Annotated in this window: 11 protein-coding genes and 1 riboswitch; of the genes, 8 read left to right on the top strand and 3 right to left on the bottom strand. The window is 65.6% G+C overall.

All coding sequences use genetic code 11. The features are described 5' to 3' along the window. Positions 1-51: 51 nt before the first annotated feature. On the top strand, positions 52-567 hold the full coding sequence (locus N2604_RS02340) for a L,D-transpeptidase (protein ID WP_260373605.1): 516 nt from the start codon (positions 52-54) through the stop codon (positions 565-567). 55 nt (positions 568-622) lie between these two features. Here N2604_RS02340 and N2604_RS02335 read toward each other — a convergent pair whose 3' ends face one another. Next, entirely contained in the window at positions 623-1213 is a 591-nt protein-coding gene (locus N2604_RS02335; RefSeq protein WP_260373604.1) for a thermonuclease family protein, read from the bottom strand. 233 nt (positions 1214-1446) lie between these two features. Between N2604_RS02335 and N2604_RS02330 the strand changes: the two genes are divergently transcribed. Beyond that, positions 1447-1644 carry a hypothetical protein gene (locus N2604_RS02330; RefSeq protein WP_260373603.1) on the top strand — a complete coding sequence of 66 codons (198 nt, stop codon included), beginning with the start codon at positions 1447-1449 and terminating at the stop codon, positions 1642-1644. Here N2604_RS02330 and N2604_RS02325 read toward each other — a convergent pair. Continuing rightward, a complete protein-coding gene (locus tag N2604_RS02325; RefSeq protein WP_260373178.1) occupies positions 1641-2627 on the bottom strand; it encodes an integrase core domain-containing protein in 987 nt (328 codons plus the stop codon). The genes N2604_RS02330 and N2604_RS02325 overlap by 4 nt on opposite strands. 56 nt (positions 2628-2683) lie before the next feature. Here N2604_RS02325 and N2604_RS02320 point away from each other — a divergent pair, with 56 nt between their 5' ends. The 4 genes from N2604_RS02320 (at position 2684) to cysN (ending at position 10014) form a co-directional block, all read left to right on the top strand. Further along, positions 2684-4534 carry a methyl-accepting chemotaxis protein gene (locus tag N2604_RS02320; protein WP_260373602.1) on the top strand — a complete coding sequence of 617 codons (1851 nt, stop codon included), beginning with the start codon at positions 2684-2686 and terminating at the stop codon, positions 4532-4534. 142 nt (positions 4535-4676) lie between these two features. Beyond that, the gene (locus N2604_RS39380; protein WP_311739824.1) at positions 4677-7148 is read left to right on the top strand and encodes an FAD/NAD(P)-binding protein; all 2472 of its coding nucleotides are present in this window, start codon (positions 4677-4679) and stop codon (positions 7146-7148) included. A gap of 29 nt (positions 7149-7177) precedes the next feature. Beyond that, positions 7178-8119, top strand: a complete 942-nt coding sequence (gene cysD / locus N2604_RS02305) for a sulfate adenylyltransferase subunit CysD (protein WP_260376411.1) — start codon at positions 7178-7180, stop codon at positions 8117-8119. Further along, on the top strand, positions 8119-10014 hold the full coding sequence (gene cysN, locus N2604_RS02300; protein ID WP_260373601.1) for a sulfate adenylyltransferase subunit CysN: 1896 nt from the start codon (positions 8119-8121) through the stop codon (positions 10012-10014). The genes cysD and cysN overlap by 1 nt, the downstream gene beginning before the upstream one ends. Before the next feature lie 315 nt (positions 10015-10329). On the opposite strand, the gene N2604_RS02295 is transcribed toward cysN, so the two are convergent. Next, positions 10330-10527: a DUF1674 domain-containing protein gene (locus N2604_RS02295; RefSeq protein WP_260373600.1), complete on the bottom strand. Its 198-nt coding sequence runs from the start codon at positions 10525-10527 to the stop codon at positions 10330-10332. Between the two features lie 188 nt (positions 10528-10715). Between N2604_RS02295 and N2604_RS02290 the strand changes: the two genes are divergently transcribed. Continuing rightward, positions 10716-12062 carry an RsmB/NOP family class I SAM-dependent RNA methyltransferase gene (locus N2604_RS02290; RefSeq protein WP_260373599.1) on the top strand — a complete coding sequence of 449 codons (1347 nt, stop codon included), beginning with the start codon at positions 10716-10718 and terminating at the stop codon, positions 12060-12062. 157 nt (positions 12063-12219) lie between these two features. Beyond that, positions 12220-13938, top strand: a complete 1719-nt coding sequence (locus N2604_RS02285; protein WP_260373598.1) for a heparinase II/III family protein — start codon at positions 12220-12222, stop codon at positions 13936-13938. A gap of 59 nt (positions 13939-13997) precedes the next feature. Next, a riboswitch (ZMP/ZTP riboswitch) is annotated at positions 13998-14079 on the top strand. Positions 14080-14101: the final 22 nt, after the last annotated feature.

Genomic DNA, 14101 nt, shown 5'->3' with positions numbered 1-14101 from the left:
GCCGGTTCTGCGTCATTTTGGATGATCCGTTTGAGACAAGGGGAAGCATCGATGTCGATGAGGATTGCGGTAGCGCTGGCCGCCACCATCGCGGCTGGGGTGTTGACGTCGACGGCGGCGCAGGCGCGGCCGGAAATGGTGGGGGCACACCTGGCCGACTATTCGCCGGGCACCATCGTGGTCAAAACCAGCGAGCGGCGGCTCTATCTCATCCTCGGTAACGGCCACGCGGTGCGCTATCCGGTCGGCGTCGGAAAGGCCGGCAAGCAATGGGCCGGCACGACCAGGATCGACGGCAAGTATCTCAATCCGGCCTGGGCACCGCCCGCCGAGGTGAAGCGCGACAAGCCGAACATCCCCGATGTCATTCCGGGCGGATCGCCGCGCAACCCGATGGGCGTTGCGGCGATGACGCTCGCCGGTGGCGAATATGCGATCCACGGCACCAACGTGCCGGGCTCGATCGGCGGCTTCGTCTCCTATGGCTGCATCCGCATGCTCAACGACGACATCACCGATCTCTATGGCCGCGTCTCCGTCGGCACGACGGTGGTCGTGACGCGCTGATCGAGAAGATCGTGAGAGGACAATCAAAGCCGCGTCGCTCGACGCGGCTTTCTTGTTACCAGAAGCGCCAGCCCCGCGCGCACCAGCCGTCGCGATGGCCGCCATTGTAGCTGCGCACGTAGCCGCCCGCGAGCAGCGCAGCCGCGACGTCGGCGGTGCGTCTGGTCGCGACATCGGCGAGGACGCGCCCGTATTTGTCGGCGCCGAGATTGCTGATCGTGACGCCGCCCTGGCCGAGCAGCGCGCGCAGCGCGTCGGTCGCGGCTTCAGCCTTGTTCAATTCCTCCTGACAGGACGCCTTCATCTCCGGTGCATCGATGCCGCGCAGGCGAACGCGTGCGACGAGATCGCGGCCGCCCTGCTGATGCATGCGCGCGAGAAAGGTGTCGCCATCGACGGTGCGGACGACATCGACGGGCTGTCGGCCCTGTCCATTGTCCGACTGCCGCAAGATGATCTCGGCGTCCAGCGAGCGGCCGTCGGTTTCATGCGGGACCAGCCAGTGCGCGCCGTGCCGAAAGGTCAGCACCACCGCCGCCACGACGCCGACCACGAACATCCACGACACCAGTCCGGAGAAGCGCCGGCCGAACGGCGAGCCGCCGAACTGCGGCCGAAAAGAATGAGGTCGATCCCGGAATTGCATTAGCTCACGCTAGGGCTGAGTCGGGGAAACCGGCAAGGCTTGCACCCTCGCGACGAATCATCATTGGACCAGACCCCTCGTCGGATCTCCGCCACGGACGATTGTACCTATGCGCTGCACACTGTTCCAAGCGCTCTCCGTTCGTTACCTCCTGTAGTTGTACGGAGTTTGATGTTCACGTATTATTTAGTACTAAGGTGGCGTACTCGTTTTGCGTGTGGGGAGCGGTAAGTATGGCATCGTTCAAGTTTCGCATCGGGACAAAGCTGGGGCTGACCGCGACTGCGGGGGTTCTTCTCGTCGGTGGCATGCTCACCAACCAGCTGATTCGCAACGAGCAGATCGCGGAACTGAGCCGACTGGTGGTCATCAACACCGCCAACAAAGCCAACGCCCAGGGTGCCGAGCTCGCAATTGTCGATGTTCACTAATTCGCTGATTGGATCGCGGTGGTCTTGGTAGCGGCGAAGGCCTTGGGGGTTTGTCCTGCCAAGGCCTGATGGGGTCTGTGGTTGTTGTAGTAAACGAGGTACTCGAACAGTTCATTGGCGAAGTGGTCGAGGTTGTCGAAGGTCGCGCCGTCGATGACGTCGTCATCGAGGGTGCGCCAGAAGCGTTCGACCTTACCGTTGGTCTGCGGCCGATAGGGCCGGGTGTAGCGGTGTTTGATGCCGAGCTCGAGCAGCATGGCCTCGAACGGATGCTCGCCCGGCTTGGTGCGGGCGGCGAACTCGGCGCCGTTGTCGGACAGGATTTCCTGGAAGACGAGCCCATAGGTGACGTTGAGGGTGTTGATCATCTTCAGGGTCTTGAACATGACCGGCAGCGCCTTCTTGGATGTCAGGACCTCTGCCCAGGCCAGACGCGTGCAGCTGTCGATCAAGCTGATGATGTAGGCCGTGACCGGGGGTGGCGCGAGGAACATATCGCGCGGCAATTGATGCAGATCGACGTGGCCCAGCTCTCCGAGCTTGTCCTTGATAATACGGCGTTTCTCCTCACGCATCGCCGGCGTGCGGCGGTTCAGGCGGTAGCGTTTCAGCACCCGGTAGATCGTGATCGGCGAAGGTACCGTGTCGCGCGTTTCGCGCAAGACGGCATGAATCTCATAACGGTTCATCCCCCGCTTGCGATGGGCGACAATCTCCGTCTCGATCCCTTCCGGCTCGCGTCGCTCCCGCCACTTCGGGCCGCGCCGCCGCGGCAGCAGATCCGCTTCCTCGCCGCTCTGCAGATAGCGATTGTAATACTTGCGGAACGTCTGCGAGCAGGTCCCGTGGTGCCGGTAGAAGTCGCCGACCCGCTTGAACAGCGGCGATCGGCCAGCCTTCACCGCCTCATACTCCGAAATCAGAAAACGCCACTTCTGCAGATAGTTGCGTTCAACCGTTCGGTCATAGCTGTTGTCTCGCATCGGATCGTTCCTCCGCTGGAGCGATCCAATCAGCGAATTAGTGAACATGCACAGCAATGACCCGCGCACGGCTCGCCGTGGCGGAAATCGGATCCGCATCCTCCGCCGACGTGCTCGCCCGGCATCTCGACACGCTGCGCCGCTCCATCGCCAATGCCACGACCGAAATTGACGCCGCATTGGAGCGATCCCGGCGCGCCGAAGCCAAGCAGCTCTGCCGCGAGGTGAAGGTCCTGCTCGAGGCCGCCCTGAAGGCGGCCAACGAGCTCAGCGAGGCGCGCGGCTCGGCCGTCGCCGAGTTCGCCGCCGCGAACCAGATCGAGGAGGCCTGGAACAAGGCTCTCGACAAGCTGCTTGCTTCACCCACCGTCGCGGCATCGCAGAACCGTCTCACCGTCGAGGTCGGGTTGCGGGAAGCCGACGCCTTGTTCAAGGCGGTCAGCGCTGCGAACTGGCATTTCACGGCAATAGGAGAGGTTGAGCAGAAGGACCGTGTCTCCGGGCGCGCCGACGCCATGATCCGTGTCCTGAAACAGGTCCGCCAGGCCGCCAGCGACAAGGATGTCGCCGATGGGATCGACGCGCTCGCCGCACTCGCCGGGCGCTACAAGTCGGCCACGGGCGCAGCCGCGAAGGCCGAGGAAACCAAGAGCCGCATTTTCCAGGAAAAGGTACTTCCGGCCGCCACGGACATCACCACGCGCGTCGACAAGCTGGTCGCCGCCAACAACGAATTCATGGCGCTTCGGCAAAGCCAGCTGATGGCCGCGCTCGAGCAGACCGCCACGGTCAGCCTCGCCGTCGGTGTTCTCGTGATCCTGGTCCTTGCCGGCTCGGCGCTGTTTTCAGTGCTGAACATCGCTCGGCCGATCCGTCGCATCGGCGACGTGCTGCTGCAGCTGGCCGGCGGCAACAAGGCCGTCGAAATTCCCTATACCGCCCGCGGCGACGAGGTCGGCGACAATGCCCGCGCGGCCCGCACCTTCCGGGACAATCTCATCCGCATCGAGCAGATGGAAGCCGAGCAGAAGGATCAGGAGGCCGCAGCCGCCGCGCGGCGCAAACAGGAGATGATCCGGCTGGCCGGTGCGTTCGAGGATGCAGTCGGCGGCATCGTCAACTCGGTTTCCGTCGCCTCGCAGCAACTCGAATCCGCCGCCGGCACGTTGTCGGGGACTGCGGAAGAGACCGAGCAGCTCTCCGGGATGGTGGCTGCGGCTTCCGAGGAAGCCTCCACCAACGTCGGAGCCGTGGCATCGGCCGCCGAGGAAATGAGCGCATCTGTCGTCGAGATCGGCCGTCAGGTCCATGACGCCAGCCGCATCGCCGGCGAAGCCGTGAAGCAGGCGGAGCGCACGGACGCCCGGATCAATGAATTGCTCAAGGCCGCAGGCCGGATCGGCGACGTCGTCAAGCTGATCACCGCGATCGCGGAGCAGACCAACCTGCTGGCCCTGAACGCCACCATCGAAGCGGCCCGCGCCGGCGAGTCGGGTCGCGGATTTGCCGTGGTGGCGAGCGAGGTCAAGGCGCTGGCGGCCCAGACCGCGCGGGCGACCGACGAGATCGGCGCACAGATCGCCGGCATGCAGACGGCGACCGAAGATTCGGTCGGCGCCATCAAGGAGATCGGCGCGACGATCTCCAGAATTTCGGACATTTCGACGACCATCGCGGCAACCATCGAGGAACAGAGCGCTGCAACCGCCGAGATCGCACGCAACGTCAGCGAAGCCGCCAAGGGCACGGTCGAGGTCGCAGACAAGATCGCCCAGGTCAGCCATGGCGCAAGTGCCACCGGCTCGGCTTCGACGCAGGTTCTGGCATCCGCGCGCTCACTCTCGACCGAGAGCGGCCGCCTCAAGAGCGAGGTCGCAAAGTTCCTCGACACAGTGCGGGCCGCCTGAGGTCCCGCACGTCATGCAGCCGACCTGAGGCCGGCCGCAAGTCAACTTTCTGACGCGTCGAACAACCAACGGCTTTGGGAGGCCCCCACGCCGAGCCCCCGCTCGCGCCTGGGTCAAGCATGGTGAACAGGGGGATTGAGCGATGATCATCAGCATTGTCGGCGGCGGCGCAACCGGCATCACGGTCCTGCGTCATCTGGCGGAGCTCGCCGCTTCGGGACGAGACAATGGTGCCGTCAGCGGAATCCAGCTCTTCGACAAGTCGGGCTTCGACGGCGGGATCGCCTATCGCACGCAGAGCGATCGCCATCTGCTCAATATGAAGCCGTCGACAATGTCGATCCGCCCGAACGATGCGGAGGAGTTTCTGCGCTGGCTTCGCGCCCGCGGCCTCAGCTGCCACGGCAACACGCATCTGCCGCGGATGGTCTACAGGGATTATCTCGATTCGGTGCGACTGGCCGCGATTGCACAGTGCCGGAGCATCGGCCTGCCCGTTCATGTCGAACATGCCGAAATCGTCCGGATACGGTTCTCGTCGGACCGCGATGTCCTGCTGACGACCGACCGCAACATCACGCATATTTCGTCCGTGCTGGTGCTCTGTACCGGCCACAACGGCCCGGACGACCACTACGGTCTGGCCGCAAACCCGAATTACATCCGCGATCCCTATGCCCACTTCAGTTTTGCCGATCGTGCCGGCGTCGAGGTCGGCATCATCGGAAGCGGACTCAGCGCGGTCGACACCGCGGTTGCGCTGGCCAAGACCCACCACGACGTCCGAATGACGTGCTTCTCCAGAAGCGGCCTGTTTCCGACCGTGCAGCCGGTGGCGATTCCCGCCATCACAAGCGATTTCCGCGACGCCCTGCATCGCTACGTGGCCCGCCGGGCGCGGATCGAAGCCGACGCCTTCGCCGCGCGCCTGTCCGAACTGCTGCTGGAGACCACCGGGATCCGCTGCGATCTGTCTCGCCGGAACGGCGGCGGCGACGCCCTGGCCGACCTCGAGCACAACATCGCTCGCGCCGAAAGCGGCGAGCCCTCCGTGCACTCCTATCTCGTCAGCGTCATCGACGTCATGTGCGACGCCTGGAGCCGGATGAGCGAAGCCGAGAAGATTCGCTTCATGGACGTCTACAATTCCGGCTGGCTCCGCAACCGTTCGGCAATGCCGCTGGAGAACGCGATCCGTATCCGCGACCTGTTGCGAGCGGGCAGGCTCTCGGCCCGCGCCCGGCTGCGCAACGTGATCGGCATCGGCAACCGCTTTCACGCGATCCTCGGCGATGGCGATCGCCGCGACGTCGACTACGTCATCGACGCGACAGGACCGTCCTACCGGCTGGTAGCCAGCCCGCTCTACCAGGACATGCAGCGGCAGGGGCTCGTTGCATTCGACGCGGCCGGCGGGATCCGCTGCGGCTACGACGACGGCCGCGTCCACGACCGCCACGGCAATCCGCATCTGAACGTCTATGCGGTCGGCGGTCCCACCAAGGGGACGCACTTCTACGCCGCCGCCATCGACATCAACACCCGCCGCGCGCAGACCGTGGTCGATTCGATCCTCAACCCGAAAGGTTCGCAGATGAGCACCATCACGACGTCCGTCGAAGAAACCGATCGCCTGGCCGATCTCGTGCGCCGTGACCATCTCTCGCTCGACACGATGGTTCTGGTACCGGACGGCATGTACCAGAACAGGCCGGCGGCGCTCGATGAGCTGATGTGGGAGGTGCGGGACTGCCTCCGTCAGGCCTTCCGGAACCGGTCGCCTGATGACTTCCCGACGCTCTACTGCGCATGGGGGCGCTGCCGCTTGGGCTCGACGGCGCTCACCAATCTTTTCGGCGTGGCCGGCATGCCCTCCTACTTCCAACCGGTGAAGGTCGTGCTGCGCCACCGGCTCCTTGGAAACGCGGGCGAGCCCTGGGCCGTGCCGCAGGCTTCCGAGCAGCCGCATATCTTCAGCAAGGAAATGGCCGGGCCCTATGTGCTGGCCGAAAGCCTGTTCCTGCCGCTCCAGCCGCTGATCGAGGCCGGTTGGCCGGCCGAGAAGCTCCACATGATCATGCTCGACCGCGACCCCGCGAGCTCGCTCGCGTCCTGGCTCGAGAAATGGTCGGACCGCGTTCCGCAGGATCGCCTGATCCAGAATTACGTGATCTCGTCGTTGAACGCGCTTCGCGTCGAGAGCTATGCGCGGCGTCACGGCGTGCCGATCACGCATTACGTCTATGAAGCCAGCAAGGACGCCACCGGATCGGTACGAAAGCTGTTCGACCGGCTCGGCCTCGGCCTCCGCTACACCGAGAGCGCGGTCACCGACTGGAGGGAGCGCGGACAAATCGAATCGAAAGGCTCGGGCGTCACCTTCCTCAGCGAGCCCAACGTCTATACCGTGGTCGGCCTGCACGGATCCGACACCGCCTATCGCTACCGCAGCCGCAAGACGACCTCGCTGAGCGAGGCCCAGCTCGAACTCATCGGGCGTTATGGCATCGACGACATGTATCGCGCCTCGGTCGCGGCCTGTATCGGCGACCTCTCGCTGGACGCCGACACCGCCGTACGCCTGTTCGGCGACCGCCTGGGTACAGCCGCATGACCGGCCTGACCGATTCCACCACGACGGATATGCCGGTGCGCAGCGCCTCCGGCGAGCCGCCTGCGCCCCGCAGCCCCACAAGCCATCTTCGACGGCTGGAGGCGGAAAGCATCCACATCCTGCGAGAGACGGCGGCCGAGTTCCGCAAGCCGGTCATGCTGTATTCCATCGGGAAGGACTCCTCGGTGCTGCTGCATCTGGCGATGAAGGCTTTTGATCCCGGCAAGCCGCCGTTTCCGCTGCTGCATGTCGATACGACCTGGAAGTTTCGCGAGATGATCGCGTTTCGGGATCGCCGCGCGCGCGAGCTCGGCATCGACCTGATCGTCCATAGCAACAAGGACGGTTTGAGCCAGGGCATCGACCCTTTCACCCACGGCTCGGCCCGCTACACCGACGTCATGAAGACGCAGGCGCTGCGACAGGCGCTGGACTTCTACGGCTTCGACGCCGCGATCGGGGGCGCGCGGCGCGACGAGGAGAAGTCGCGCGCCAAGGAGCGCGTGTTCTCGCATCGCAGCGCTGCGCATCGCTGGGATCCGAAGAACCAGCGGCCGGAGCTGTGGGGCCTGTACAACACAAGGCTCGCACCCGGCGAGAGCATGCGGGTGTTTCCGCTGTCGAACTGGACCGAGATCGACGTGTGGGACTACATCCTGCTCGAGGACATCCCGATCGTGCCGCTCTATCTCGCAGCTTCGCGCCCCGTGGTCGAGCGCGACGGCGCGTTGATCATGGTGGACGACGACCGGATGCCGCTGCAGCCTGGCGAAGAGCCGCAATGGCGCTCCGTCAGGTTTCGCACCCTGGGCTGCTATCCCCTCACCGGCGCAACGAGCTCGACGGCGGCAACCCTGCCCGAAATCGTGCATGAGATGATGGCGTCGCGCACCTCCGAACGACAGGGACGCATGATCGACCGGGACAGGCCCGCATCGATGGAGCGCAAGAAGGCGGAAGGTTATTTCTGATGTCCTATCACGAGGCACCGACGATCGCCGCCACCGATGCGCCGCGGCTCGATCAGGACGATCGGCCGACGTTGCGTTTCGTCACCTGCGGCAGCGTCGACGACGGCAAGAGCACGCTGGTCGGCCGGCTGCTCTACGATTCGAAGACGCTGCTCGACGACCAGCTCGACGCCCTCGCCTTGGAGAGCAAAACCGCCGGCACCACCGGCGGCGACCTCGACTTCGCGCTGCTGGTCGACGGGTTGCAGGCCGAGCGCGAGCAGGGCATCACCATCGACGTGGCCTATCGCTTCTTCGCCACGAAGCTGCGCCGCTTCATCGTCGCCGACACGCCGGGACATGCGCAATATACGCGCAACATGGCGACCGGTGCTTCCAATGCCGACCTCGCCGTGGTGCTGGTCGACGCGCGCAAGGGCGTGATCACGCAGACGCGGCGCCACAGCCACATCCTGTCGCTGCTGGGTATCCGCCACGTCGTGCTCGCCGTGAACAAGATGGACTTGATCGGATTCGACGGGGATCGCTTTGCTTCCATCACTGCCGAATATCTGACCATGGCCGGCCAGCTCGGGATCTCCCAGGTCCAGTGCATCCCGGTCGTGGCGCCCGACGGCGACAACATCGTCGCTGCGAGCGCGCGCATGCCCTGGTACACGGGGCCGACCATTACGACCTATCTGGAAGCCGTGGACGTGGCCGGGGACGTCTCGCAGCAGCCGTTCCGGCTGCCGGTGCAATGGGTGAGCCGGCCGCATGCGGATTTCCGCGGCTTCTGCGGACGGACCGCGAGCGGAACGATCGCGGTAGGCGATGCAGTTCGTGCGCAGCCGTCGGGACACCAGACCCGCATCGCCCGTATTCTCACGCCCGCCGGCGAATGCACTCGCGCTGGGCCGGGCGAGTCCATCACCCTCACGCTCACTGATGAGATCGATGTCAGCCGCGGCGACGTGCTGACCGCCGGATCCGCAGCGCCGGTATCGGATCAGCTCGCGGCTCATCTCGTCTGGTTCGATGGCGAGGCCATGGTCGCCGGCCGGCGCTATCTGCTCCGGTGCGGCACCGCCTCGACCGGCGCGGTGATCACGACGCTCAAGCACCGGATCGCCATCGACACCATGGCGCGGGAAAGCGCCACCACGCTCGACGTCAACGAGATCGGCTATGTCCATCTCGATCTCGACCGCCCGCTGGTGTTCGAGGCCTATCGCGACAACCGCGACATGGGCAGCTTCATCCTGATCGACCCGATCACCCATCGCACCGCCGCAGCCGGAATGATCGACATGTCGCTCCGCCGCGCCACCAACATTCATTGGCAGCGGCTTGCGATCGACAAATCTGTGCGGGCCCGGCTGAAGCAGCAACGGCCCTGCGTGCTCTGGTTCACGGGGCTGAGCGGCGCCGGCAAATCGACCATCGCCAATCTCGTCGATAGCCGGCTTGCCGAGCTCGGGCGCCATGCCGCGTTGCTCGACGGCGACAATCTTCGTCACGGCATCAACCGCGATCTCGGCTTTTCCAATGCGGAGAGAACGGAGAACGTCCGGCGCGTCGCGGAGATCGCGGCGCTGTTCGTCGATGCCGGCTTGATCGCGCTGGTGGCGCTGATCTCGCCATTCCGCAGCGAGCGCGAGCTGGCCCGCCAGCGGCTCGAAGCGGGCGAGTTCATCGAGATCCACGTCGCGACCCCACTTGCCGAATGCGAGCGCCGCGATCCCAAGGGACTCTATCGCAAGGCGCGGGCGGGCGAGCTGCCGGCTTTCACCGGCATCGATCACCCCTACGAAGCGCCGCTGGCGCCGGACATCACCGTCGACACCTCGGAGCTGTCGAGCGAGGCGGCCTGCGAACGTATCATCCGCTACTTGCGAGAGCACAATTACCTGTGACGACCGGGACGAGTTCTGCCTCCGATGCAACGGCGTCATGGCCGGGCTTGTCCCGGCCATCCACGCCCTTCCACGCAGCACAAAGAACGTGGATGCCCGGGCCTTCGCCTCGCCGAAGCGGCTTCGGCCGCGCAGGCGGGACAAGCCCGGGCATGACGGCCTCCGCAAAATTCAAATGCAATAACCCTGCGCTTGCGGGAGAAGGTTGGGGAGAGGGTGTCGCCGCAATCGAGAACCCCCAAGAGGACAGAGCCCTCACCCGCGCCTTCGGCGCGACCTCTCCCGCAAGCGGGAGAGGTTAAGTAAGCAAGAGCCTCAGAAGTCGGAAGCGATGCCCTTGCGCTCCCAATCGCCGTAGCGGGTGGGCTCGGGCCCCTGCGGACCCTGCAACTCCTTCGCCTTGGTCTCGTCCTTGGCCTCGGCGGCCGCAGACTGCCGGCGTGCCTCGGCCTCGGCCAGCGCACGCTGGGCGGCCGGCGACAGCGGTTTGCGATCGGGAACAGGGTCACTCATCGCCGCGCTTTCTAGCGCAGGACCGGGCGCGACGCGATGCCCAATAACGCATTCCTGAAATCGGCTCAGAGCGCTGAAAAACCCGCAAGCGATTCTTACATTTGGCATATTCGCGTGTCAGAGATCGCCGTCTCAAGGCATGCGCCCATCGCGGCGGAACTGCCGCTCGTTCAGAACCTTGCTTCCGCATGCCATCTCAACGTTTCGTCCCTCCGTCCGAAGTGCCCGGCCTTGCGGCGCGACGGATTGCCGCCGATATCGTCGACGGCGTGCTGCACAAGCACCGTACGCTCGACGACCAGCTCGACGGCGGCGGTGCCCATCCCGGACTGAAGACGCTGGCCGATCGCGACCGCGCGCTGATGCGGCGCTTGGTCGCCACCGTGCTGCGCCGGCTCGGCACGCTCGGCCATGTGCTGTCCCGCCTGCTCGACAAGGGCATTCCCTCCGATGCGCCGCGCGCGCAGAGCTCGCTTCTGATCGGCGCCGCGCAGATCCTTTGGATGGACGTGCCGGATCACGCCGCGGTCGATCTCTCCGTCCGCCTCGTGCAATCCGACCGCCGCGCCGCGCGCTATGCCGGCCTCGTCAATGCCGTGCTGCGCCGCTGCGCGCGCGAGGGCAAGGCGCTGGTCGAGGAAGTCGCGACGCAATCGCTGGATCTGCCGCCATGGCTGCTCGCGCGCTGGAGCGCGCATTATGGCGAGGCGACCGCACGAGACATGGCATCGGCGCTCGGCCACGAGCCTTCGCTCGATCTCACGGTGAAATCGGATCCCGCCCAATGGGCGAGCCGCCTGCATGGCGAGACGCTGCCGACGGGAACGGTGCGGATGCTGCTGCACGGTTCGGTGACCATGCTGCCCGGCTTCGCCGAAGGACAATGGTGGGTGCAGGACGCCGCCGCCGCGCTACCGGCGCGGCTGTTCGGCGACGTCAAGGGCAAGTTCATTGCCGATCTCTGCGCCGCCCCCGGCGGCAAGACCGCGCAGCTGGCGCTATCAGGCGCGCAGGTCACGGCGATCGACCGCTCGCCCGCCCGGGTGGCGCGCTTGCGCGAAAACCTGGCGCGGCTGTCGCTGCAGGCCGAGACCGTCGTCGCTGACGCCGTGGAATGGGCCGGCCCGGCCGAGGCGTTCGACGGTATTCTGATCGACGCGCCCTGTACCTCGACCGGCACGATCCGCCGTCATCCCGACGTCGCATGGCTGCGGCAGGAATCCGACATCGTCGCCCTGGCCGCGCTCCAGCAGCGGCTGCTGAAGAAATCCATCTCGCTGCTCAAGCCTGGCGGGACGCTGGTCTATTGCACCTGTTCGCTGGAACCCGAGGAGGGCGAGCAGGCCGTGGCGGCACTGCTCACCGCCGAGCCCGCGCTTCGCCGCGTCCCGATCGTGGCCTCGGAGGTTGCGGGCCTCGACGAAATCCTCAACCGGGACGGCGACCTGCGCACCCTGCCCTGCCATCTGCCGAACGCCGATCCCAGGCTCGGCGGGCTCGACGGATTTTTCGCGGCCCGGCTCGTTAAATCCTGATTTTGCACTGGATTTTGCGACCACGACGCTGATTCGCGCCGTTCAAGGTGGTGTCAGACGTCCGATTTTGGGATTAATAAGGATTCGTCACTGATCCTCTCCCCCATCAAGGCAAGGCGTGTCGGTCGCTCAACGCAGACGTATCTCGACGCTGGTCATGAATCGCTTCGCGCGGAACATGCTCGCGCGCGCGAGCGGCGGTTCCGTTGCGCTGTCGCGGGTCTGGCCCGGCCGCACCGACCGGCTGATCATCGCGCCGCATGATCTGCGTACCGCGGATGCGACCCGCGCCGCCGAGATCTATGCCGGCCGCTTCGTCTTCGCCGGCAAGATCGTCAATTGCCACGGCCGCTCGATCTTCGATCTCGAGCCGCCGTCTGAGGATTGGGAGGTTGCGCTGCTCGGCTTCGGCTGGCTGCGTCATTTGCGCGCCGCCGACACGGCGCTGACGCGGGCGAATGCGCGCGCGCTCATCGAGGACTGGATCGGCAACCCCGCCAACAAGCGCCGTCCCGTCGCACGCCGCGCCGACGTGCTGGCGCGGCGCGTGATCTCGCTGCTGTCGCAGGCGCCGCTGGTGCTGAACGAGACCGACAACAAGTTCTACCGCCGCTACTTGCGCGCCCTTGCGCGCGAGATCCGCTTCCTGCGCTACACCATGGTCGACATTCCGGACGGGGTGCCGAAGCTGCAGGTGCTGATCGCGCTGTGCTATGCGTCCCTGTGCCTCGCCAACCAGACACGTCACATCCGCACTGCCTCGAAGAAGCTATCCGACGAATTGCAGCGGCAGATCCTTCCCGATGGCGGCCACATCTCGCGTAATCCGGGCGCGCTGATCGAACTGTTGATCGACCTCTTGCCGCTGCGGCAGACTTTTGCCGCGCGCAACATCGCGCCGCCGCCGGCGCTGCTCAATGCGATCGACCGCATGATGCCGATGCTGCGCTTCTTCCGGCACGGCGACGGCAATTTCGCCCTGTTCAACGGCATGAGCGCAACCTCTTCGGACCTGCTCGCCACGCTGCTGGCCTATGACGACACCCACGGCGCGCCGATGGCGAACATGCCGCATACCGGCTTTCAGCGCCTCGATGCCGGCCAGACCACGGTGATCATCGACACCGGCCCGCCGCCGCCGGCCGGCGTCAGCCACGACGCCCATGCCGGCTGCCTGTCGTTCGAACTGTCGTCCGGCATCAGCCGCATCGTCACCAATTGCGGCATGCCGACCACGGGCCGCGACAATTGGCGGCCGTTCGCGCGCAGCACCGCGGCGCATTCGACGCTGACCTATCACGACACCTCGTCATGTCAGTTCGTCGAGATGTCGGCGATGAAGCGGCTCCTGCACGGCGCGCCCGTCACCAGCGGCCCGGTCGAGGTCGAGAGCTATCGCGAAATCGTGCAGAACGGCACGCTGCTGACGACCTCGCATGACGGCTATCTCGGCAAGTTCGGCGCGATCCACCGCCGCGTTCTGATGATCGCCAATGACGGCGCGCGCATCGACGGCGAAGACACGCTGTCGCCGCCGCAGGGCGGACGCTTCAAAGGTGCCGATGCCGATTTCGCGCTGCGCTTCCATCTGCATCCGGCGGTGAAGGCGAGCCGGCTGTCCGATGCGCGCGGCGTCATGCTGGTGCTGCCGAACCGCGACGTCTGGACCTTCGAGGCATTGGACGACAAGGTCGATCTCGAGGACAGCGTATTCCTGGCCGGCAATGACGGCCCGCGCCGCACCGCCCAGATCGTGATCCGTCAGAACGCCCGCCAGGCCCCCTCGATCCGCTGGAGCTTTGTCCGCTCCACCGCCTCGCCCGCGGTGACCAATGCCCGCCGCAACGCCCGGCGCGAGCCGGAACTTCCGTTGTAAACAGGCGCGATCCGGCCCTATCTACCCGTTGAGAGCGACGCCAAAAGCTGCTATCGAGCGCTCGCTCGCGCGACTGGCGACCTTGGATGGAGCACCATCGGGAAGCGCGGGACGTATCCGCCGCGCGCCTGGGCATAGACACTCCCTGAACAGAGGATCTTGC

Origin of the sequence: Bradyrhizobium sp. CB1015, from assembly GCF_025200925.1 — a bacterium.
Lineage (GTDB): Bacteria > Pseudomonadota > Alphaproteobacteria > Rhizobiales > Xanthobacteraceae > Bradyrhizobium.
This window is presented reverse-complemented; position numbering and strand designations above follow the sequence as displayed.

Excerpts from the sequence above, each read along its gene's own strand:
- N2604_RS02290 (WP_260373599.1), top strand. The coding sequence starts at position 10,716 with ATGCCATCTCAACGTTTCGTCCCTCCGTCCGAAGTGCCCGGCCTTGCG.
- N2604_RS39380 (WP_311739824.1), top strand. The coding sequence starts at position 4,677 with ATGATCATCAGCATTGTCGGCGGCGGCGCAACCGGCATCACGGTCCTG.
- N2604_RS02295 (WP_260373600.1), bottom strand. The coding sequence starts at position 10,527 with ATGAGTGACCCTGTTCCCGATCGCAAACCGCTGTCGCCGGCCGCCCAG.
- N2604_RS02325 (WP_260373178.1), bottom strand. The coding sequence starts at position 2,627 with ATGCGAGACAACAGCTATGACCGAACGGTTGAACGCAACTATCTGCAG.
- cysD (WP_260376411.1), top strand. The coding sequence starts at position 7,178 with ATGCCGGTGCGCAGCGCCTCCGGCGAGCCGCCTGCGCCCCGCAGCCCC.
- N2604_RS02285 (WP_260373598.1), top strand. The coding sequence starts at position 12,220 with ATGAATCGCTTCGCGCGGAACATGCTCGCGCGCGCGAGCGGCGGTTCC.
- N2604_RS02335 (WP_260373604.1), bottom strand. The coding sequence starts at position 1,213 with ATGCAATTCCGGGATCGACCTCATTCTTTTCGGCCGCAGTTCGGCGGC.
- N2604_RS02330 (WP_260373603.1), top strand. The coding sequence starts at position 1,447 with ATGGCATCGTTCAAGTTTCGCATCGGGACAAAGCTGGGGCTGACCGCG.
- cysN (WP_260373601.1), top strand. The coding sequence starts at position 8,119 with ATGTCCTATCACGAGGCACCGACGATCGCCGCCACCGATGCGCCGCGG.
- N2604_RS02320 (WP_260373602.1), top strand. The coding sequence starts at position 2,684 with ATGACCCGCGCACGGCTCGCCGTGGCGGAAATCGGATCCGCATCCTCC.
- N2604_RS02340 (WP_260373605.1), top strand. The coding sequence starts at position 52 with ATGTCGATGAGGATTGCGGTAGCGCTGGCCGCCACCATCGCGGCTGGG.